This window comes from Campylobacter sp. CCUG 57310 (assembly GCF_013201975.1).
Lineage (GTDB): Bacteria > Campylobacterota > Campylobacteria > Campylobacterales > Campylobacteraceae > Campylobacter_A > Campylobacter_A canis.
On record NZ_CP053845.1, the window covers coordinates 153,456 to 173,790 of the forward strand.

Sequence of the window (20,335 nt, forward strand, 5' to 3'; positions counted from 1 at the left end):
TTAATGCGCTGGATTTATTGTTTTCAATAACTCTTGTGTAAATTCCCTGCTTCTGATGACTTCCTTTGGATGTACGGCGGTATTTTTTAATGCTGTATCCAAGGCATCCTCTGCATCTTTTATATAAGGAGCTAGCTCTTCAAGGCTTTCTTTCTTTAAAATCAAGTCTTCATAACATAAATTATTTTTTATTTCTTGCTTTATTTTTTTAAAAATAATTAAAGCTAAGTGATATTTGAAGCGTTTATATTTGGTATTTTTTCTTTTGTATAATGTTTCTATTCTATTTACAATTAAAGCCGAAAGATAGTAGTCTTCAAAGCCAGTTTTGTCTACAAAAATTTTATCACGATTGCTATTTAGTAATTCTCCAAAATATCTATGTGTACTTTGTGGTTGTGCAAGAACCGTTGAAACATATGATTTGATTTGTCCTGACAAAGAGATAATTTGATAAGGCTTAATGTTTGCATTATCAATGAACTCTTTGGATCTTCTTTCGTAGTATATGGGATACTTAATTTTGTTTGCTATTGCCTTATAATATTCTTGTAGCCCTCTATGAAATGGCTTTATTGATTCAAAAGACTCCTCTTTTACTTCTGTTTGCCTATTTGTAGCTCTTATTATTTTATTTATAATCTCTTGATCATTGGTTTCTATAATTTTTAAAACTATATTTGTCTCTGGCGCTATTTTGTCTCTGTTATTAAATAAAACATAGCTTGTTTGACATCCATTGATAATTTGAAAATCGGTCAACTTTATTTTGTTTCCAACTCTATCTATTTTTCTAGATATTATAGTTATTCCATTGTTAAGTAGTAATAATAAAGATTGCTCATTCCTTGAATTTAATGTATTTTTGATCTCTAAATTAACTTTGTTATTTCCTTGGTAATCTCTTACATTATCATAAAATAAGCCTCTAGATAAGTTGCCGTCGCTATCGGAGATAAGCTTTATATAGTCTATAGCTGATGCGCAGCCTAAAAAAGACTGTTTAACGCCTCCTTGATTACTAATTTCTGGTAAAGCTACTTGCGTAGGAATACTTATTTCTTTTATCACTTTTCTGTTTATTTCTCTATATGTAGTTTTGAGTTTTTCAGCATCATAAAAATCAATAACTACATCCTCGGAAAATAAGTTTTTATTATTAAGTTCCTCAAGTTCCCTTTTTGCTCTATTTTTTATATATTCTGACTCTTTCCATTTGCTAGCATTGGCAAAGTATAGTTTTAGAGTTGGGTTTGATGCAAAATTTATTGATTTGCTATATATAGCATTTTTTATTTCTCTAGCTATTTTAATTTTTTCATTTTCTTCTATCGATGGAGAATCATCAAATAATGATTTTACCCCAAAAATAAAAGTTCCAATCCAGTCTGATTTAGTTCTAGATGATTTTTTTGATTGTATTAATACAAAAGTTGTTTCTATTGAATTATCATTTTCGATTAGCCCATAAATTTCTTCTGGACTATTAATAATGTTACCATTTACTATAATAGCTATACCATCAATACCAGTGTCGTTTTCTCCATCTACAGACAGTTCTTCAATATCAAAACTTCGAGGATAGAACTTTGAAACTATATTATAATTTACAAATAGTTCAAATTTCTTACTATCGTCTAGGCTTTCAAAACAGTATTCCTTAGAGAAAGTATCTATAAAATTATTAAGAACAGTATCATTTGTCATAATTTACACCTTTTTATTTCAAAATTCTAGGTAGCGTTATGCCTTCTTGAGCTTGATATTTACCCTTTTTATCGGCGTATGTCACTTCGCATGGCTCATCGCCTTCTAAAAATAAAACTTGCGCTATGCCTTCGTTTGCATAAATTTTAGCCGGAAGCGGGGTAGTGTTTGAAATTTCAATCGTGATATGCCCCTTAAACCCCGGCTCAAAAGGCGTTACGTTCACGATGATGCCGCAGCGTGCGTAGGTGCTCTTGCCAAGGCAGATGGCTAGCACGTTATCAGGCATATTAAAATACTCGACCGTGCGAGCAAGCGCGAAGGAATTTGGCGGAACTATACATACATCGCCAACAAAATCAACTACGTTTTTCTCGTCGAAATTCTTTGGATCTACGACCGTGCCGCCGACATTTGTAAAAATTTTAAACTCATTTCCGACTCTTATGTCATAACCGTAGCTGCTAACGCCGTAACTTACGACACCTTTGCCTACCTGCTCCTCGCAAAAAGGCACTATCATGCGCTCTTCTAAGCTTTTTTTTCGTATCCATCTATCGCTTTTTAGACCCATCTTTTTTCCTTATTTTAAATTTGTTAATTATATCATATTCGCGATGCATGAAGTATTTTGTAAATTTAAAATATAAAATTTAAATTAATATCGATATAAAGCCTATTTTATTAGTATATAAGTATATATTTTATATTATTTGCGAAATTTTAAAACTCAAAGGATCGGCATGAAAAAATTTTTATTTTTAGCGGCCACCGTCTGCTTGGCATTTGCTTCGGATGCTTTGCTTGTAGGCGCAGGTGGCGGATATAAAAAGCCCGTAACGGCAGTTATTGAAAACCTTAAAAAAGACGGCATAAATGTTGAGGCTGCCTTTGCAAACATCAAGCAAATCACTATCCAAGCAGCAGAAGGCAAGATGGCGGTGATAGTAGGCGATGAAGCGTTTTTAAACAAAAGCGGACTTGCGATAAAGGGCTACGAACGCCTTGGCAAAGGTACTTTGGCTCTTGTAACTCCCAAAGGAAAAACGATAAATGATATCAAGGATATCTTGAAATTTGAGCGTATCGCGATGCCTGATGCTAAAAAAGCTATTTACGGAATTCGCACTACTGAGTTTCTTAAAAATTCGAACTTAGAAAAAGACGTGGGCTCAAAGATGCTTGCCGTAGCGGGCGTTCCTCAAGTGGTGGCTTACGTGCTTAACGGTGAAGTTGATGCGGGATTTATAAATTCGACCGAAGCTGAAGCTAGAAGAGATGAATTCGGTTCGGTGATTTATGTAGATGAGAGTCTTTATAGTCCTGTTTTTATAAGTGCGGCCAAGCTTGCGGCATGTGAAAAACACGTAGATTGCTCTAAATTTATAGATGAGCTTAAAAGCGAGCGTTCAAAAGAAATTTTTGCCAAATTCGGTTTAAAGTGAGTGCTTGATCTTTTAATTTGTCGCTTCTAAAAGCAAAATTTATATAGAATTTAAGGCTTTAAGATTTGCTAGCTGAGTGGAATTTGTAAATTTGATTAATTTAAAATCAAAAGAGAGTTTAAAAATAGATTTCCGTGGTTTGGTAAATTTAAATTAATTTGCGTTACAAATAAAAGATTTAAGATAAAATTTCTAGCTTTTGTCAAACTAAATTTATGCGTGAAAACTAAAAAGGTTTAAAATTTGAGCGAGTTTTCTTGGTTGGTTCACCCTTTGATTTTAAGTGCCAAAACGCTTTGCATAACCTTTGTCTGTCTTGTTTTGATCGGACTTCCGATAGCATATTTTCTAGCATTTTATAAGGGCAAATTTAAGCCGGCTCTTGAGGCTTTGGTTATGTTTCCTTTGATATTTCCGCCGATTGCGACGGGATTTTTGTTGCTTTATTTGCTGGGGCGCAACTCGTTTTTGGGAGAGGCTTTAAATTTGCAGATAGTTTTTAGTTTCAGCGCTCTTGTTATAGCTTCGTTTTTAGCAGGGCTTCCGCTTTTGGTTAAGCCCGTATCCGCAGCGCTTGAAAGCTTGCCTAAAAGTCTTATTGAAGCGGGGCAGAGCCTTGGCAAGAATAAATTTGAAATAGCAGTTTTCATAATCATGCCAAACGTCATTAAAAGCATCATTTCAGCCCTTGTTTTAGCTCTTGCAAGAGGCCTTGGCGAAGTTGGTATCACGCTCATGCTGGGCGGAAATATAGTAGGCAAGACAGACACGGTTTCGCTTGCGATTTTTAACGCCGTTTATGACGGAGAAAACGAACGCGCGCTCATTTTAAGCCTTATTTTGGTTGTCTTAAGCCTAGCAATGTTTGGATTTATAAATTTACTTGAAGCAAGAAAGACCGGCGCGTAAGTCAAATTTAGCTAACTTAAAGCGTGCTTTAGGCTATCTTCTATCTTTGCGTAGTCAAATTTAAATCCGTTTTGAAGTAGATTTTTAGGATATACTTTCTGCCCTTGAGTTAGTATCTTAGCTCCTTCGCCAAATTTAAGCTTAAGTGCGAATTCTGGCACCTTAAACCAAGCCGGTCGTTTTAGAGCGTTGGCAAGAGCAGCGGTAAATTCTTTGTTTGATACGGGATTTGGCGAAGAGAGGTTGTGTATGCCTTCAAGCTCGTTTGATAATACAAACTCATAAGCTCTTGCCAGATCGTTTATATCTATCCATGAAAATCCTTGTTTACCGTCGCCTAAAATTCCGCCAAGACCGAGTTTAAAAACGGGAAGCATCTTTTCTAGTGCACCGCCCTTGCCGATAACTACCGATATCCTAAAAATAGCCGTTTTGATGCCTAGATGCTTGGCTTTTAGCGCCTCTTCTTCCCATTTTTTAGAAAGCTCTCCTAAAAACCCGTCGTCAAATTCCTGCGAGCTTTCATCGTGTTCTTTGCCTGTTTTATATATGCCCACAGCCGAAGTACTGATGAAAATTTTTGGCTTATTTTGTAAATTCTGCATAGCTTTTACTAAATTTATCGTCGTATCCAGCCTGCTTGATACAAGCTCTTTTTTGTATGATTCGCTCCATTTTTTAGCTATGCTGGCACCTGCTAAATTTATTATGGCATCGCAGTCTTCTATCTTGTCTTGCAGTTGTTTTATGTCGTTATAAATTCCTCTTGGTATGCGCACTATCTTGTGTTTTGACTTTAAAAAATCAGTCAAGTAGTTGCCCACAAAGCCTTTTGTACCGTTTATAGCTATCTTCATTCTTTATCCTTTAAATTAAAACTTTGCAATACGTAGCCTTTTGAGTGAATATTTTTAATATCTAAATTTAGCTTTCTTTTTAAATTCCCTACTAAATTTTGCATAGATATTTTTGAATGGCATTTACCTTCATAAACTATCTCATCTATCATACTAAAAGAAGTGAGTTTATCTACATTTCGGCTTAGAAGCAAGAGCAATTTATGATTTGAATTTGTAAGAAAAATTTGTTTGTTTCGGTCATAGATCTCTTCTTTTGTGAGATCTACTTTTATATTTTCGTTTAAATTTAGAAATTTAGGCTCATTTTTGGTGGTAATCAAGATAATATTGTCTAAAATGGCACTTGATCTTATAGGTTTAAAGAGTATCATGGAGCTTCCTCCGTCAAAATTTTTTAAAAATTTTTGATAAGTTTTTCTATTTTTAGCTAAGAATATAAACTGTTGATTTGGATTTATGGATAGAATTTTAAAAAAATCAATCTCGTCTTCTTTTTTGATAAATTCGTCCAAATCAATAACTATAATGTCTAAATTTACATTGCAGTTAAGATAGTAGTTTATGAAATTTTCACTATCGGCAATATATAAATTCCTAAATTTTTCTTTTTTTGATTTGATTCGGCTTAGTATCCGATTTTCCATACAAACAAAGAGAATAGAAAGCCTTTTAAGCCTTAAAAATATACTTTTTATCTCAATATCCTTTTATAAAGTTAAATAAAAATAAATAATTTTATAAAAATAAGTTAAATTTAATTTTAAAATTGAATTTAGAGTGAACTTTTTGATTAAAATTGCCATGATTATAAACAATATCTAAGGAGAAAAAATGTCAATTTCAAGGCGAAGTTTTTTGAAATCATCTGCCGCTGCAGCCGTTTTGGTTTCTGCAAATCCGCTTTTGGCAAGCCAAAAGAAAGTTAAAACTATACCTCATGCATCAAATCTAGGAGCTTTTTATGCTGATGTCGACGAGAGCGGGAGGATAGTTAAAATAAGATCTCAGGAGTCTGATAAGGATCCAAAATTTCCAGGAAATGAAGCATGGATAGATAGAGTATACTCAGACACCAGAATAAAATATCCTTGTGTGAGAAAGAGTTATTTGGAAGGCAAAAATACCCCAGAACTTCGCGGTAAAGAGGAATTTGTGCGAGTTAGCTGGGACGAAGCGATGAAGCTGATAGTAAAAAAGCTTCAAAGCGTAAAAATAGATGAAATTTATAATGCCAGCTATAGCGGATGGGGTCATCCCGGACTTTTGCATAACTGCAACTCCGTAGCCGGTAGGTTTTTTAACACTGCACTAGGAGGAGCCGTAGGAACTGACGGTGAATACAGCAACGGGGCTGCAGGAAGAGTCAATGCTACTGTAGTGGGTGATTTGGAAGTGTATTCGCTACAAACTGCGCATGAGGTTATGCTTGAAAATACAAAAGTTTATGTTATGTGGGGCGCTGATTTGTTTAAATGCAATCAGATTGATTATGTCGTAGCAAACCGCGGGAATAACCCTTACTTTGAAAAGTATGCAAAATCAGGTATTAAATTTATCACAATAGATCCTCAATACACCGAAATAGCAAAGAAATTTAATGCGGAGTGGATAAAGATTCGCCCTAATACCGATGTTGCGCTTATGCTAGGTATGGCTCACTATCTTTATACAAGCAATCAATACGATAAAGATTTTATAGAAAAATATACTTACGGATTTGATAAATTCCTTCCTTATTTGCTTGGAAAAACGGAAGATAAGATAGAAAAGACTCCTACTTGGGCGGCTAAGATAACGGGCATTGAAGAAAAAGTTATAAAAGCGCTTGCCGATACTTTTGTAAAAAACCGCACATTTTTAGCAGGTAACTGGGCTATGCAAAGAGCTCATCACGGAGAGCAGGCTGACTGGATGCTTATGGTTTTAGCTTCCATGATAGGTCAAATAGGACTTCCTGGGGGCGGATTTGGATTTTCTATGCATTATAGCGGAGGCGGTCAGGCATTTTCCGGAGCAAAACTTCCTCTTGGTCTTCCGCAAGGAAAAAACAGAGTAGATGTAAATATACCTGCTTCAAGAGTTAGCGAAGCTCTGCTAAACCCCGGCAAGAAGATCAAATTTAAAGGCGGAGAGATAACATATCCTCATATCAAAGTTATGTATCTAACGGGAGCTACTGTTTTAGGACATCATCCGAACACAAACGAACTTATTAAAGCCGTTCGTACGCTTGATACTCTTATAGTGCATGAGCCTTGGTGGACTCCTATGGCAAAGATGGCGGATATAGTCCTTCCTTCTACAACGCCGCTTGAAAGAGACGATATAAGCTATGGAGGCTCTTATTCGCAAGATTATGTTTATGCGATGAGAAAGGTTATAGAGCCTGTTTTTGAAGCGAGAAACGACTATGACGTGTTTGCCGATATGGCTAAAATGATAGGCGATAAAGAATATAGAAAATTTACCAGCTCAAGAACAAAAGAGGAGACTATAAGAAGATTTTATGATAGAAGCGATTGCGCTAATGTAATGAGCTTTGAGGAGTTTTGGGAGAAAGGATTTATATATTTTGAGCCAAATGAAGATGCAAAGAAATTTGTTCGCCACTCCGCCTTTAGAGCTGATCCTATAGTAAATAAGCTGGCTACGGAAACAGGCAAAATTCAAATTTTCTCTGAAAAATTTGCAAATTTCAAATTAGAGGATTTTAAAGGTCATCCGATGTGGTTTGAACCCGCAGAATGGCTTGGAAACGAGGCTGAAACCAAAAAATACCCGCTTCACTTATTAAGTCCGCATCCAAAATACAGAATTCACTCTCAGCTTGATAATTCTTTTGTTAGAAAAGCATATAAAGTAGGAAATAGAGAGCCTGTAAGAATAAATGATGAAGATGCTAAGAAATTTGGTATAAAAGATGGAGATACGGTTGAAATTTACAACGACAGAGGTAGAATTTTAGCCGGAGCTATCGTAAGCAAAGATATAATGCAAGGCGTAATTAGCGTAGATGAAGGCGCTTGGTATGATCCTGAAAATATAAATGACGACAAACCAAGATGTAATGCAGGGCATGTAAATATACTTACAAGCTCAAGACCGACTTCTACTATGGCACAGGCAACTTCTGTAAATACTTGCCTTGTAGCCATTAAGAAAGTTGACGCTAAACCTTATGGCGGCGTAAAAGCACCGGTTGTAAAAGGAGTATGAATATGAGAAAAATTTTAGCTTTAGGAGCGATTTTAGTAAAATTTGCTTTTGCAAAAGATATGTTTGTGTTTGATATGAAAGTTGATCTTATGGATGTAAATACAAAAGAAGTGGTGGGTCAAATTTATGAAGGAACGCCTGTTAAATTTATAAAGCAAGTTGATAAATTCGCTCTTATAGAAGTTAACGGAGAAGTTGCCGGTGATAATGAGAAAGTTTTGGCGCATAAAAAAGACCCTCTTGTTGTATTCTTAATGCTTAAAAATCAAAAAGCAAGCCCTAAATCTCAATTCTTGATAGATGCAAGCAAGCTTACTGCCGACTATATGGCTGCATGGGACGAGATTGATTTGTTTTATTATGATGCTTGCAGCTCTTGTCATGCCGCACATAAGCCAAAAGAACATCTTATGAGTGAATGGGACGCATATGTAACAGCTATGCAAACATTTGCTAAGATTAATGATGAAGAGAAGAGTAGAATTTTGCGCTTTTTGCAAGCTTTCGCTAAAGACGGTATAGCAAAAGACGAATAAAATTTCGGCTAAATTTAGGAGTTAAATCTTAAATTTAGCCGTTTTATATATGTTTTATACTCCTTTATTTGGCTCTATTTCAGCCGCTTGAAATAATAAAACAAAGTCCAAAATTTAGCTTTTTTTGATACAATACCCTAATTAGCTTAAAATTTTTAGGAGAGCTTTATGAAAAAAGAAGACATCAAAGAGTTGATCGAGTTTTTTAACGAAATGGATATGAATCGTATCAAGATTAAAAGCGGAGATTTTGAAGTCGAGCTTGAAAAATTCGCCGATTGTTGCGAGCTTCCTAAGCCCGCGCCCGCTCCAATGCCCGCTCCGGCTCCAACACCCGTAAATGTAGTAGTAAGCTCTGAAGTTAAGCAAACTACAAGCGCAAAAGAGAGTATCAAATCGCCTATGGTAGGGACGTTTTATGTGGCTCCAAGTCCCGGTGCGGCGCCGTTTGTAAAAGTAGGACAAAGGGTGAGAAAAGGCGATGTAATAGGCATCATAGAAGCCATGAAGATAATGAATGAGATTGAAGCGGAATTTGACTGCACTATCACCGAAATGTTGGTTTCAGACGGACAGCCTGTTGAATTTGCGATGCCGCTATTTGGAGTGGAGAAAATTTAATGGAAATCAAAAGAGTCTTAATCGCAAATCGCGGTGAAATAGCACTGCGCGCACTAAGAACTATCAAAGAGATGGGCAAAGAGGCTATCGTGGTTTATTCTACCGCCGATGCGGATGCCCTTTATGTTAAATACGCAGACGCAGCTATCTGTATAGGCGGACCGCGTTCAAGCGACAGCTATATAAACATCCCTGCAGTCATCAGCGCTGCTGAGATAAGCGAAGCCGATGCGATATTTCCGGGATACGGTTTTTTAAGCGAAAACCAAAATTTCGTTGAAATTTGCGCTCATCACAATCTAAAATTTATAGGGCCTAGCGTAGAGGCTATGGCTTTAATGAGCGATAAGAGTAAAGCAAAGCAGATGATGCAAAGAGCGGGAGTGCCTGTAATACCCGGCTCTGACGGAGCTATCTCGGATACTAAAGCCGCCAAAGAGCTAGCCAAAAAAATCGGCTACCCCGTTATCTTAAAGGCTGCCGCGGGCGGTGGCGGTCGCGGTATGCGAGTGGTTGAGAAAGAAGAAGATATCGAAAAGGCGTTTTGGTCGGCTGAAAGCGAGGCTATGAGTGCATTTGGCGACGGAACAATGTATATGGAAAAATACATCCTAAACCCACGTCATATCGAAGTTCAAATCATTGGCGATAAATTCGGCAATGTTATTCATGTCGGCGAACGTGATTGCTCTATGCAGCGCAGACATCAAAAGCTAATCGAAGAAAGCCCTGCTATTTTGCTTGATGAAAATACCCGTGCAAGACTTCACGAAACCGCAATCAAAGCGGCTAAAGCCATAGGCTATGAGGGTGCGGGGACGTTTGAATTTTTAGTTGATAAAAATTTGGACTTTTACTTCATCGAGATGAATACCCGCTTGCAGGTTGAGCACTGCGTAAGCGAAATGGTAAGCGGACTTGACATCATCGAGCTTATGATAAAAGTCGCAGAGGGCGAGAAGCTTCCTAGCCAAGATAGTATCAACCTAAAAGGACACGCGATAGAGTGCAGGATAACGGCTGAGGATCCAAACACTTTCGCGCCAAGTCCGGGAAAGATAACCAAATACATCTGTCCTGGAGGTAGAAACGTGCGTATGGATAGCCATATCTATCAGGATTACTCTATACCGCCTTATTATGACAGCATGATCGGCAAGCTTATCGTGTGGGACGAGGATAGAAACAAAGCAATCCACAAGATGAAAGTGGCTCTTGAGCAGCTTGTCATACATGGTATAAAAACCACTAGAGATTTTCATATAGGAATGATGGAAAACAAAGATTTTATCAACAATAATTACGATACGAATTACTTATCTAAACACTAAAATTGCACTAATTCGGCTTTGTTATTTGCAAAGCCGAAAATCTTTTCTTTTCTGCTTGCTAAGACCAAAGCTGTTTATTATTTCAAACTATTAAACCATACAAGGAGACAAAATGGACTCTTATATCGTTATAACTGGCGCTAGCTCGGGTATCGGATATGAAGTCGCCAAAGCTTTTGCAAAGCGTGGCGAGAATTTAGTGCTTATAGCTAGGCGCGGAGAGCTTTTAGATAGCTTAAGGGCTGAAATTTTAGCCGATTTTAGCAATCTTAAAGTGATAACTAAAATTTGCGATCTCTCAAATCCTAAAAATGTTCATAAATTTTATGACGAACTTAAAATTTATGATATTAAAGCGTGGATAAATAACGCAGGCTTTGGCGATTATAGCCTTGTAGGTTCGCAAAATTTAGACAAAACCGAGCAGATGATAGATCTAAATATCAAGGCTCTTACTATCTTTTCAACTCTTTTTGTAAGGGATTATTTTGATAAACCTGCCAAGCTTATCAATATCTCTTCAGCCGGAGGATACAGCATCGTGCCAAACGCAGTTACGTATTGTGCTAGCAAATTTTACGTAAGCGTGTTTACCGAGGGGCTATATCATGAACTTAGAGCAAACGGCGCTAAAATGCAGGCTAAAGTACTAGCTCCTGCGGCTACTAAGACTGAATTCGGTATGAGAGCAACCGACAAAGACGAATACGACTATGACGCAAATTTTAAGAGATATCACTCATCTAAGCAGATGGCGGAATTTTTGCTTAAGCTTTATGATAGCGATAAATGCGTTGGTTTAGTAGATAGAAATAGTTTTGAATTTAAGCTAAGCGAGCCGATATTCGCTCATGTTTTTAGATAAATTTAAAAAGAGTGAAATTTAAGCTCAAATTTCACTCTTAAAGAACTATCTAAGCATTTTGATATTTGCTCTGGCGCGAAGTTTGTTGAAGTATTCGCTTATGACGCGCTCTTCTTCGAGTCTATATATGCTATTCATGACTTCGTTTTTTACATCTTCAAATCTTGGCATCGTTACGCCTGATTTTGAACTAACTAAAAACATCTCAAATCCGCTTGGTGTTTGGAAAATTTGAGTAAATGAACCGTCTTTCGTCATCTCAAAAATTTGTCTTAGTTGAGGCGGAATTTGCTCGCTTTTAAGTTCTAAAATTTCGGTTTTTACGGCAGGATTTACGCTTAGTGGCGAATCTTGAATAGATTCTAAAAGCTCCCTTTGTCCTGATATATATCGTGTTGCTTTAACCTCTGCGAATTTTACGAATTGACTAGGATTTTGCTCAAAATAAGCCCTCGCTCCCTCTTCGCTAACATTTACTTTTGCGTCTTTGAATATGTTTTGATAGAGCTTTTCTTGCTTGATACTCTTTGCGACATCCTCTTTAAAATCGCTATAGTTTATGCCTTGGCGCGATAGCACGCTGCTAAGATCGGCTAAATTTACACCGTTTTCTTGTGCAATTTTTTGCATTCTTTCATTTATCTCAAAGCTGCTTGCGTCGATGTTTAAAGCTTTTATCTGTGCTTGCTCGAGCCTATCTTTGATTAAAAAATTTATAGCGCTTTTTTCATCTGTTTTTAAAATTTGCGAAGTTTTATAAACCTCATACATCGTTATAGGTTCGTTTTCTACTATGGCCGCCAGTCCGTTTACGAGTTGCTGCGAAAAAGCGAAATTTGCACTGAGTAAAAAAGCCAGAAAAAACATCTTTTTAGACATATAAAACCCTTATTTAAGTTTAAAGTAAATATAATTATCCGCAATTATAACATTTTAATTTTTAAGATTGATAATAAAGGCAAAATTATGATAGTTACGAGATTTGCCCCGAGTCCGACAGGGTATTTACATATAGGCGGACTTAGAACCGCGCTTTATAGCTATCTTTACGCTAGGAAAAACGGCGGGAAATTTCTACTTCGTATCGAAGATACCGACTTAAAACGCAACTCCGAAGAAGCTACCGTCGCTATAAAAGAGGCATTTGATTGGTGCGGGCTTGATTATGACGGAGAGGTTGCTTATCAGTCAAAGCGCTTTGATATATATAAAGAGTATGTTAAAAAGCTGCTTGAAGAGGGCAAGGCGTATAAGGATTATATGAGTAAAGAGGAGCTTGATGAGCTTAGAGCCGAGCAAGAAGCGCGCAAAGAGCGTCCTAAATATGACGGCAGATACCGCGACTTTACGGGTGTGCCGCCTCAAGGAATCGATCCTGTTATACGCATAAAAGCGCCTTTAACTGGCGAAATTTTGATAGATGACGGCATAAAAGGCGAAGTTAAATTTAGAGCCGAAGATATCTTGGATGATTTTATTATCGCCAGAAGCGACGGTACGCCTACATATAACTTTACGGTAGTTATAGATGATATACTTATGGGCATAACTCACGTTATAAGAGGCGATGATCACCTCTCAAACACTCCAAAGCAGATCGTTTTATACGATGCGCTGGGCTTTAAGCCTCCTAAATTTTTTCACGTCGCGATGATAAACGGCGAAGACGGCAAGAAGCTAAGCAAGCGTCACGGAGCAACGGACGTGATGGAGTATAAACGCATGGGCTATCTGCCTGAAGCGCTTTTAAATTTCTTAGTGCGACTTGGCTGGAGTCATGGAGATGATGAAATTTTTAGCATGGAAGATATGCTTAAATACTTCGATCCGCACCATATAAACAAATCCTCAAGCACATATAACGCGCAAAAACTTGAGTGGCTAAACGCTCACTACATCAAAACTCTGCCTTATGATAGGCTGGCTAAGGATATGCTTGAATTTGGAGTGGATTTTAAGGCTATGCCAAAGGGTGAAATTCTGCTAAATTCGCTAAGAGAGCGCTCTAAAACCTTGCTTGAGATGAGTGAAAGTGCAAAGACTATCATCAACGCGCCAAGCGTTTATGACGAAAAGGCTTTTGGCAAATTTATAACCGATCAAAGCCTTGAAATTTTGGCTAAATTTAAAGAAATTTTAACTTATGATCTAAGCGCTGCGGGCTATGAGGAGATAACTACTAAATTTTTAGAAGAAAACGGTCTGAAATTAAAAGATCTGGCTCAGGCTTTAAGAGTGAGTTTAACGGGCTCAAGCGTCTCTCCTTCGATATTTGAAGTACTTGAAGTACTTGGAAGCGCGGAGATAAAAAAAAGAATAGAAAATATAATAAAATACAAGGAAACGAAATGACACATGTAACGAAAGAGGAGAGTTTAGCTTATCACGTTGGCGGTAAGATAGAGATCAACGTAAAAACTCCGTGCGAGAGCGCAAGGGATCTATCCATGGCTTACACTCCCGGTGTTGCAGAGCCTTGCAAGGCGATTGAAGCGGATAATGAACTTGCGTATAAATATACCAATAAAGCGAATTTAGTAGCCGTCATAACCGACGGCACGGCGGTACTTGGGCTTGGCGATATAGGAGCCGTAGCGGGTAAGCCCGTCATGGAAGGCAAGTCTGTTTTGTTTAAAAAATTTGCAAACGTGGATGCCTTTGATATCGAGCTTGACGAAAAAGATCCGGATAAGATAGTTGAAATTTGCAAAGCGCTTGCTCCTACCTTTGGCGGTATAAATTTAGAAGATATCAAAGCTCCAAAATGCTTCGAGATAGAAAAGAAGCTTCAAGAAGCCGTTGATATCCCCGTAATGCATGACGATCAGCACGGAACGGCTATGATAACGAGCGCCGGTCTTATAAACGCGCTTGAAATTTCAGGCAAAGATATAGAAAAGATTAAGATCGTAGTAAGCGGCTCAGGCGCTGCGGGAGTAGCTTGCGCTAGGATGTATAGACTGCTTGGTGCTAAAAATATCGTGATGATAGACAGCAAGGGCGTAGTGCATGATGAAAGAGACGATCTGACCGCCGAAAAGCAAGAATTTGCCATAAAAACAAGCGATAGAACTATGGCTGATGCCGTTAAGGGTGCGGATATGTTTTTAGGTCTTAGTAAGCCGGGAGTGCTTACAAAAGATATGGTAAAAAGCATGAATCCGGAGCCTATTATATTTGCTCTTGCAAACCCGACACCTGAAATTTTCCCAGAAGAAGTTCTTGAAGTAAGAAGCGATGTCATGATGGGAACGGGCAGGAGTGATTATCCAAATCAAGTAAATAACGTGCTTGGCTTTCCTTTTATCTTTAGAGGAGCGCTTGACGTAAGAGCTAGAAAGATAACGGAAAATATGAAAATGGCGGCTGCCCGCGCTTTAGCCGACTTGGCAAAAGAGCCCGTGCCTGAGGAGGTTTGTAGGGCTTCAGGCGAAGATGAGTTAAAATTCGGTAAGGATTACATCATACCAAAGCCTTTTGATAAGCGTGTTTTAACGGCCGTTGCTCCTGCTGTTGCAAAAGCCGCTATCGAAGACAGCGTGGCAAGAGTTGAGAATTTCGATATAAACGCTTATACGGCTAGACTTGCAAAGGGCATAGTATGAAAAACGTTAAGCTCATCTCTCATCCGCTAATAGAGCATAAGCTGGCTATTTTAAGAGATATCTCGACAGAGCCGTTTCAATTTCGAATGCTTGTGGATGAGATAAGCCATTTGATGATATTTGAGGCCACCAGAGATCTTGGTTTGCGTGAAGTTAGCGTCAAAACTCCCGTCGCCGATACGACGGCTAAAAAGCTAGCCGATAAAATCATGATATGCCCGATATTGCGCGCCGCTCTTGGTATGCTTGATAGTGTTTTTACGCTGATTCCTGATGCAAGCGTCGGCTTTTTGGGCTTTCAGAGAAATGAAGAGACGGCTGAGGCTGAGTTTTTTTACGCTAAACTTCCAAAGGACGCTAAAGATCGCGTTGCTATCATCATAGATCCGATGTTCGCTACGGGCGGTACGGCTATAGACGCGGTTAAATTTTTAAGAAAAAACGGCGTTAAGCATATCAAATTTATCTCTATCATCGCAGCTCCTGAAGGGTTAAAAAGATTTAGTGAAATTTATCCTGATGTTGAGGTTTTTACCGCGGCGATAGACGAGAAACTTGACGAGAGAAATTATATAGTTCCGGGTCTTGGCGATGCGGGAGATAGAGTGTTTAACACACTATAAGCAGATATTTTCGTGAAATTTAATGAATTTATAAAAAGGAATAAAATGAGAAATTTTCTAGCCTGTTTACTTTTATCTGTTTTTATGGCGGGTTGTGCTGCTTCTAGCACGACAAAACCTAGTGCTAAAGTCGAAGAAAGGCAGTTTTCAAGCGTATTTTATGCGGTTAAGCTAACTAGCAGTGACGGCTGGCAGACTGCAACTATGGAAGATAGCGACGGAGATGTTTATGAACTTAAGAAGAAAGATACTCCTAAGGGGTTGTTTTTAGTAGCTGATAATAAAAGAGTAAACATCCATATCAAGGGGCAAAATGCTTTGCTTCAAAACAGTATGGGTGAATTTTTCGTACTTGAAGAAGCGAAGTAATCAGTAGTATTTTTTGGGTTAAATTTATCTGGTTTATATAGCCAATTTAAAGCCGTTAGTAAAGATATTGTGGATATAATTAATCTAAATTTATATGTTAAAAACGGATAAATTAAATACACCTGAAAGGAATAGTAATGAAAACCGTTGTCATTATGTCGCATCCGGATTATCAAAATTCAAGAATGAACAAGGCTCTTTTTGAAGCCGCAAAAACTATCAATGATGTTACCGTAAGGCATTTAGAAGCCATCTACGGATATGATACAAAGGCTTTTAACGTGAAAGAGGAGCAAAAAATTTTAGAAAGTGCCGATAGGATAGTCTTTCAGTTTCCGATGTTTTGGCTTGCAACTCCTGCGATGCTAAAAGCTTATATAGATGAAATTTTTACTTACGGCTGGGCGTATGGAAGCACGGGAAATAAGCTTGCAGGCAAAGAGCTTCAGATAGTGGTTAGCTTAGGAAGCGCAGAGGCTGCGTATTCAAAAGAGGGTAGCATCAAGCATACCGTTAGTGAAGTGCTTTTGCCTCTACAGATCACGGCTGATTATTGCGGGATGATATTTAATAGAATTTTTATAAACGGCGGCTCGTTCAGTGCAAATGACGATGATATAAAAGAGTGCGTCGAAAAATACGTAAAACTACTTCAAAACGAGCCTATAGAGGAGTAGATTTCAGGAGTTTTCTCCTGAAATTTTGAAGGAAATTTGTGATCTTTGGCAAGATTGATTATCTGAATTTACTTCCTTTTCACATATATCTTAAGCGCTCACCACTTCAAAGCTACACTAAAAAAACGATTGAGTTTAAAAAGGGAGTTCCAAGTCGTTTAAATAAAAATTTACGCGCTCGCAGAGTCGATGCTGCAGTCGTTTCTAGCATAGAGAGCTATCAAAAAAGATATAAAAAGCTTAATTTCGGCATAGTCGCAAAACGCGATGTAAAAAGCGTGCTGGTACGCAAAAATTCTCTCCCAAAGAGCGATCCTGCATCCGCCTCTTCAAATTTGCTTGCTAAAATTTTAGATGTCAAAGGCGAGGTTATCATAGGCGATAGGGCCCTTAAAGCTTATCTTATCGAAGGCGGCGAGCGGTTTTACGACTTAGCCGGGCTGTGGCATGAGCGGACAAATTTACCTTTTGTATTTGGCAGATTTTCATGCACGAAAAATTTCAGTAGATACAAAAGGTTAACTAAGAAATTCTTAAACCAAAACATCAAAATTCCAAACTATATACTAGCGGAATACGCTAAAAGTAGAGGTATCTGCAAAGAAGATATAAAATGGTACCTTGAGTTTATCAGCTACAAGATAGAGCCTAAAGAGCAAAAATCGCTTAGGATATTTTTTAAAGAGGCAAGACTTTTAAAATCCCGTCCAAAACAGCCCAAAATTTAAAATTTAAAGCGCAAGTGGTTTGTAGTGTGTTTTAGAATTTAACGCTTTTTAATCATGCAAATCAATAGTATTTGGTTTGTGTTGTGCGAGATATTTAAATTCGGGCTTTGTAATGCTTGAGTTTGGCTTGTATTAAATAACAATTTAAATTTCAGTAGAGCTAAATTTGTCTAAAAGCAACCTAATAAATTTATCGCTAAATAAAATTAAAATTTACAAAATCTCTTTTTTAAGATAAATTACCGACGTTAAAGCTTATGCGAACTTCTACTAGAGCGAATTTATAAGCTTTTAAAGTGATGAATTTTAAGCGGATAGCTTAAAATTCATTTTGTATAACTGGAGTAAATTCTTCCCAGTGAAGCTTGGTTTTTGCCGTAGGCATCTTGCTTTGAAATGGCTCTTTTTTCATTGAGGCCACCGCTACGCTATCGCCGATAGGTTTAGCAGGCGCCTCAATAGAAAGTATCGTGCGCTCAATCTGCATAAAAATTTCTATTATCTGAGCGTAGGCTTTAAAGAAATTTGAATTTTTGTGATTATGTAAAAGCAGGGTGAATTCATCTACAAAATTATTTATAACCCCTGAAAATAGCTTGTCGCTGATGTTTTTTGCACCGCTAAATTCATCGTTTAAAAAAGTTGACATCGCCAAAAACACAAAACCGATGAAGTCCTCGCTATCTTTGCAGTTTTGCACGTCGCGTCTATACGGGCTTAGCTTAAGGCACTCTATCACTCTAAGTCTTGCTGCGCCGTCATCACGACCCTCTTCGTAAAAAGAGGCGTTTAGCGGGATGTTTGAGTAGGCAAAGTCAAAAAGCACGTCGTTTTGCTCACGCAAAAACGTTTCAAAATCAAATTTCTTAAGATGAGCAAACGCCTCGTCCGATTGCTCGGAGATCGGTGTTGAAGCTAGATACTCAAGCTTTTCTTTCCACTTTTCAAATTTTGATTTGTCGGTATTAAAAAACAGCGGAAAGGCTAAAAATTCGTAAAAATATGAGCGCGCTTTGGTGATATTGTTATCCATTGAAAATATCCTTTTGCATCATCTCGATTTGCGCTTGCACCATCACTTTGGCTTTGCAATCCGCACAGCAGTAAAGCGTCTTATGCTTTATCGGATCGGAGGCGAATTTCGGACCCATTATAGAAGCGATTTTCTCAACGGCTTTTTTAGTCGCAAACTCTTTGCCGCACTCTATGCAGGCAAAGAGTTCGTCGCGTGCAAGCTCGTTATATACGAAATATTCCGGTTTTAGATCTATCTCTCCTCGTTTAAGTACTATGGTGTCTTTTTCGGCGCAACTTACCTCGCAGTATCCACAGTTGGTGCATATACTTGGGTTAAACATTATGGAATTTGTCTTGGTGTCCGCAACGAGCGCGCTTACGTTACATGCACCCACGCAGCTTAAGCAAAGCGTACATGTATCGCGGTTTATCTCAACCGTGCCGTAGCTTATGTTTTCACCCGTTTTTACTACTCCTAAATTTTCATCTCCGACAAGCCACTCAAGTCGTTTGCCAAAAATTTCTCTTTTTGGCATTGCGTATTCGGAAACCGAATGCTGTGAACCTTCTATTAGAGTCGCTTTGCTAAGAGCGTCTTTAAGCTCTTTTTCATTCATGGCGACATAGACCGCTTTGCGGGCGAATTTGATCTCATAAATTTGATTTACTATGTCAATGGCGTCTTTTGAGCCGCGACTTACGAAATCGGTATAAAATATCACGCTTGCTCCGCTTTCTTGCAAAAGCGTCATAAAGTGCGCCTCATGTAGCCATTTTTCGCCTTCTATGGCAAAAGGAAGCACGCCCGCAGGCAAATTCAGACTTAAATTGGCTAGATCCATTTTCTTAGGCACGATCAGCGCGATTTTGCCTTTATACATCTTTGCTATTTCTCCAAACGCAACACGCGGAGTATATGAGTAATCAAGCGCACCGCTAGGGCATACGCTGATACAGCCGCCACATCCAAGACAGTCTATGTGAGAAAATACAAGATGTTTTGTCGCATCCTCTTTTAAAATCGCAACCGTAGGGCAGACATCCGCACATCTTCCGCAAATTTCTTGTCTGCGCTCGTGGTATTGACAAATGGTAGAATCATAAAAAATATGCGTTTTGTATTTGAATTTCGGGCTTTTTTCAAGCATAAAATTTAGCACGTTCTCATCGCTCATATTTGCTATCTCGTAGCAACCGCTTTGCTTAAGCATATAATCTCTTGCGTTTTCAACCAGCAAGAAATCGCAATCAACTTCAAACTCGTCGTTTTCTCTTAGCATTATCACGCTTAATTCGCCTGCCGCGCCATATACGAATTTCATCTCAAAGTGCGTTATTTCAATAACCTTAAATCCGTTTTCTTTTAAAATTTCAGCCAAATTTTCGCGGCCTGTGTTGCTTACGATGACGACGTTTTTGCCGACTTCCTTTTCGTGCTCGACATCTCTTGCAAGGTCAAATCCGTGAGCTCTTGCTTCGTATAATAAAAGCGTGTTTTTGGCTTTGTCAAGTACGCTATCGCTACTGTTTTTGAGATAAAAATTTATCTCAGGGGCTATGATATCAGCCTTTAATTTATCCGAATTTGAGATCAGGTACTCGCCTTCTTTTGCTATTTCAATCTGTTCGTTTAGCATCAAAGAGTCGTCAAAATCGTTATAAAAGCCAAATTCTTTCATTAATATTCTCCATTATCAAAAACTACTGCATTTTAATACTTATGTCATTAATGAGTACTGAATTTAAAAATCTATTTTTAATATATAAGCTAAAATCTCTTGCAAAATTTATGATACAATCCTCGTAGTAAAACAAAATTACTTGGA

Annotated in this window: 20 protein-coding genes; 13 read left to right on the plus strand and 7 right to left on the minus strand. The window is 38.0% G+C overall.

Annotated features, from left to right (window positions below; genetic code table 11):
- Both CORI_RS00860 and dcd read right to left on the minus strand, forming a co-directional pair.
- Positions 1-1,707 carry an AIPR family protein gene (locus tag CORI_RS00860; RefSeq protein ID WP_173030420.1) on the minus strand — a complete coding sequence of 569 codons (1,707 nt, stop codon included), beginning with the start codon at positions 1,705-1,707 and terminating at the stop codon, positions 1-3.
- Positions 1,708-1,720: 13 nt separating this feature from the next.
- Entirely contained in the window at positions 1,721-2,281 is a 561-nt protein-coding gene (gene dcd / locus CORI_RS00865; RefSeq protein WP_169941100.1) for a dCTP deaminase, read from the minus strand.
- Between the two features lie 169 nt (positions 2,282-2,450).
- Between dcd and modA the strand changes: the two genes are divergently transcribed.
- Entirely contained in the window at positions 2,451-3,152 is a 702-nt protein-coding gene (modA, locus tag CORI_RS00870; protein ID WP_173030421.1) for a molybdate ABC transporter substrate-binding protein, read from the plus strand.
- Positions 3,153-3,395: 243 nt separating this feature from the next.
- On the plus strand, positions 3,396-4,061 hold the full coding sequence (locus CORI_RS00875) for a molybdenum ABC transporter permease (RefSeq protein ID WP_173030422.1): 666 nt from the start codon (positions 3,396-3,398) through the stop codon (positions 4,059-4,061).
- 11 nt (positions 4,062-4,072) lie between these two features.
- On the opposite strand, the gene CORI_RS00880 is transcribed toward CORI_RS00875, so the two are convergent.
- Complete coding sequence (locus CORI_RS00880; protein WP_173030423.1) at positions 4,073-4,918, minus strand: TIGR01777 family oxidoreductase; 846 nt, start codon at positions 4,916-4,918, stop codon at positions 4,073-4,075.
- Positions 4,915-5,565, minus strand: coding sequence for a helix-turn-helix domain-containing protein (locus CORI_RS00885; RefSeq protein WP_254064937.1), 651 nt, complete (start codon positions 5,563-5,565; stop codon positions 4,915-4,917). Before CORI_RS00885 ends, CORI_RS00880 begins: the two co-directional genes overlap by 4 nt.
- Before the next feature lie 187 nt (positions 5,566-5,752).
- On the opposite strand from CORI_RS00885, the gene CORI_RS00890 reads away from it, so the two are divergent.
- From CORI_RS00890 to CORI_RS00910, 5 genes are all read left to right on the plus strand, one after another.
- Entirely contained in the window at positions 5,753-8,137 is a 2,385-nt protein-coding gene (locus CORI_RS00890) for a molybdopterin-dependent oxidoreductase (RefSeq protein ID WP_173030424.1), read from the plus strand.
- A 2-nt stretch (positions 8,138-8,139) separates the two neighbouring features.
- The gene (locus tag CORI_RS00895; RefSeq protein ID WP_173030425.1) at positions 8,140-8,673 is read left to right on the plus strand and encodes a hypothetical protein; all 534 of its coding nucleotides are present in this window, start codon (positions 8,140-8,142) and stop codon (positions 8,671-8,673) included.
- Between the two features lie 168 nt (positions 8,674-8,841).
- Positions 8,842-9,294 (plus strand): acetyl-CoA carboxylase biotin carboxyl carrier protein, encoded by a 453-nt coding sequence (gene accB, locus CORI_RS00900; protein WP_169941109.1) that lies wholly within the window; start codon positions 8,842-8,844, stop codon positions 9,292-9,294.
- Positions 9,294-10,625, plus strand: coding sequence for an acetyl-CoA carboxylase biotin carboxylase subunit (locus CORI_RS00905; protein WP_173030426.1), 1,332 nt, complete (start codon positions 9,294-9,296; stop codon positions 10,623-10,625). Before accB ends, CORI_RS00905 begins: the two co-directional genes overlap by 1 nt.
- Positions 10,626-10,737: 112 nt before the next feature.
- Entirely contained in the window at positions 10,738-11,490 is a 753-nt protein-coding gene (locus tag CORI_RS00910) for an SDR family oxidoreductase (protein WP_173030427.1), read from the plus strand.
- Between the two features lie 45 nt (positions 11,491-11,535).
- Here CORI_RS00910 and CORI_RS00915 read toward each other — a convergent pair whose 3' ends face one another.
- A complete protein-coding gene (locus tag CORI_RS00915; RefSeq protein ID WP_173030428.1) occupies positions 11,536-12,369 on the minus strand; it encodes a peptidyl-prolyl cis-trans isomerase in 834 nt (277 codons plus the stop codon).
- Between the two features lie 87 nt (positions 12,370-12,456).
- Between CORI_RS00915 and gltX the strand changes: the two genes are divergently transcribed.
- The 6 genes from gltX to CORI_RS00945 all read left to right on the plus strand — a co-directional run bounded on the left by gltX (position 12,457) and on the right by CORI_RS00945 (position 17,492).
- Complete coding sequence (gltX, locus tag CORI_RS00920; RefSeq protein WP_173030429.1) at positions 12,457-13,842, plus strand: glutamate--tRNA ligase; 1,386 nt, start codon at positions 12,457-12,459, stop codon at positions 13,840-13,842.
- Positions 13,839-15,095 (plus strand): malic enzyme-like NAD(P)-binding protein, encoded by a 1,257-nt coding sequence (locus CORI_RS00925; protein WP_173030430.1) that lies wholly within the window; start codon positions 13,839-13,841, stop codon positions 15,093-15,095. Before gltX ends, CORI_RS00925 begins: the two co-directional genes overlap by 4 nt.
- Positions 15,092-15,718, plus strand: coding sequence for a uracil phosphoribosyltransferase (upp, locus tag CORI_RS00930; RefSeq protein WP_169941122.1), 627 nt, complete (start codon positions 15,092-15,094; stop codon positions 15,716-15,718). Before CORI_RS00925 ends, upp begins: the two co-directional genes overlap by 4 nt.
- Positions 15,719-15,763: 45 nt before the next feature.
- Positions 15,764-16,087: a hypothetical protein gene (locus tag CORI_RS00935; protein ID WP_173030431.1), complete on the plus strand. Its 324-nt coding sequence runs from the start codon at positions 15,764-15,766 to the stop codon at positions 16,085-16,087.
- A 137-nt stretch (positions 16,088-16,224) separates the two neighbouring features.
- On the plus strand, positions 16,225-16,764 hold the full coding sequence (locus CORI_RS00940; RefSeq protein ID WP_172198298.1) for an NAD(P)H-dependent oxidoreductase: 540 nt from the start codon (positions 16,225-16,227) through the stop codon (positions 16,762-16,764).
- Positions 16,765-16,802: 38 nt separating this feature from the next.
- A complete protein-coding gene (locus CORI_RS00945) occupies positions 16,803-17,492 on the plus strand; it encodes an MqnA/MqnD/SBP family protein (RefSeq protein ID WP_173030432.1) in 690 nt (229 codons plus the stop codon).
- A gap of 319 nt (positions 17,493-17,811) precedes the next feature.
- On the opposite strand, the gene CORI_RS00950 is transcribed toward CORI_RS00945, so the two are convergent.
- Both CORI_RS00950 and CORI_RS00955 read right to left on the minus strand, forming a co-directional pair.
- A complete protein-coding gene (locus CORI_RS00950; RefSeq protein ID WP_173030433.1) occupies positions 17,812-18,525 on the minus strand; it encodes a molecular chaperone in 714 nt (237 codons plus the stop codon).
- Positions 18,518-20,188 carry a 4Fe-4S dicluster domain-containing protein gene (locus tag CORI_RS00955; protein ID WP_173030434.1) on the minus strand — a complete coding sequence of 557 codons (1,671 nt, stop codon included), beginning with the start codon at positions 20,186-20,188 and terminating at the stop codon, positions 18,518-18,520. Before CORI_RS00955 ends, CORI_RS00950 begins: the two co-directional genes overlap by 8 nt.
- Between the last annotated feature and the right edge of the window lie 147 nt (positions 20,189-20,335).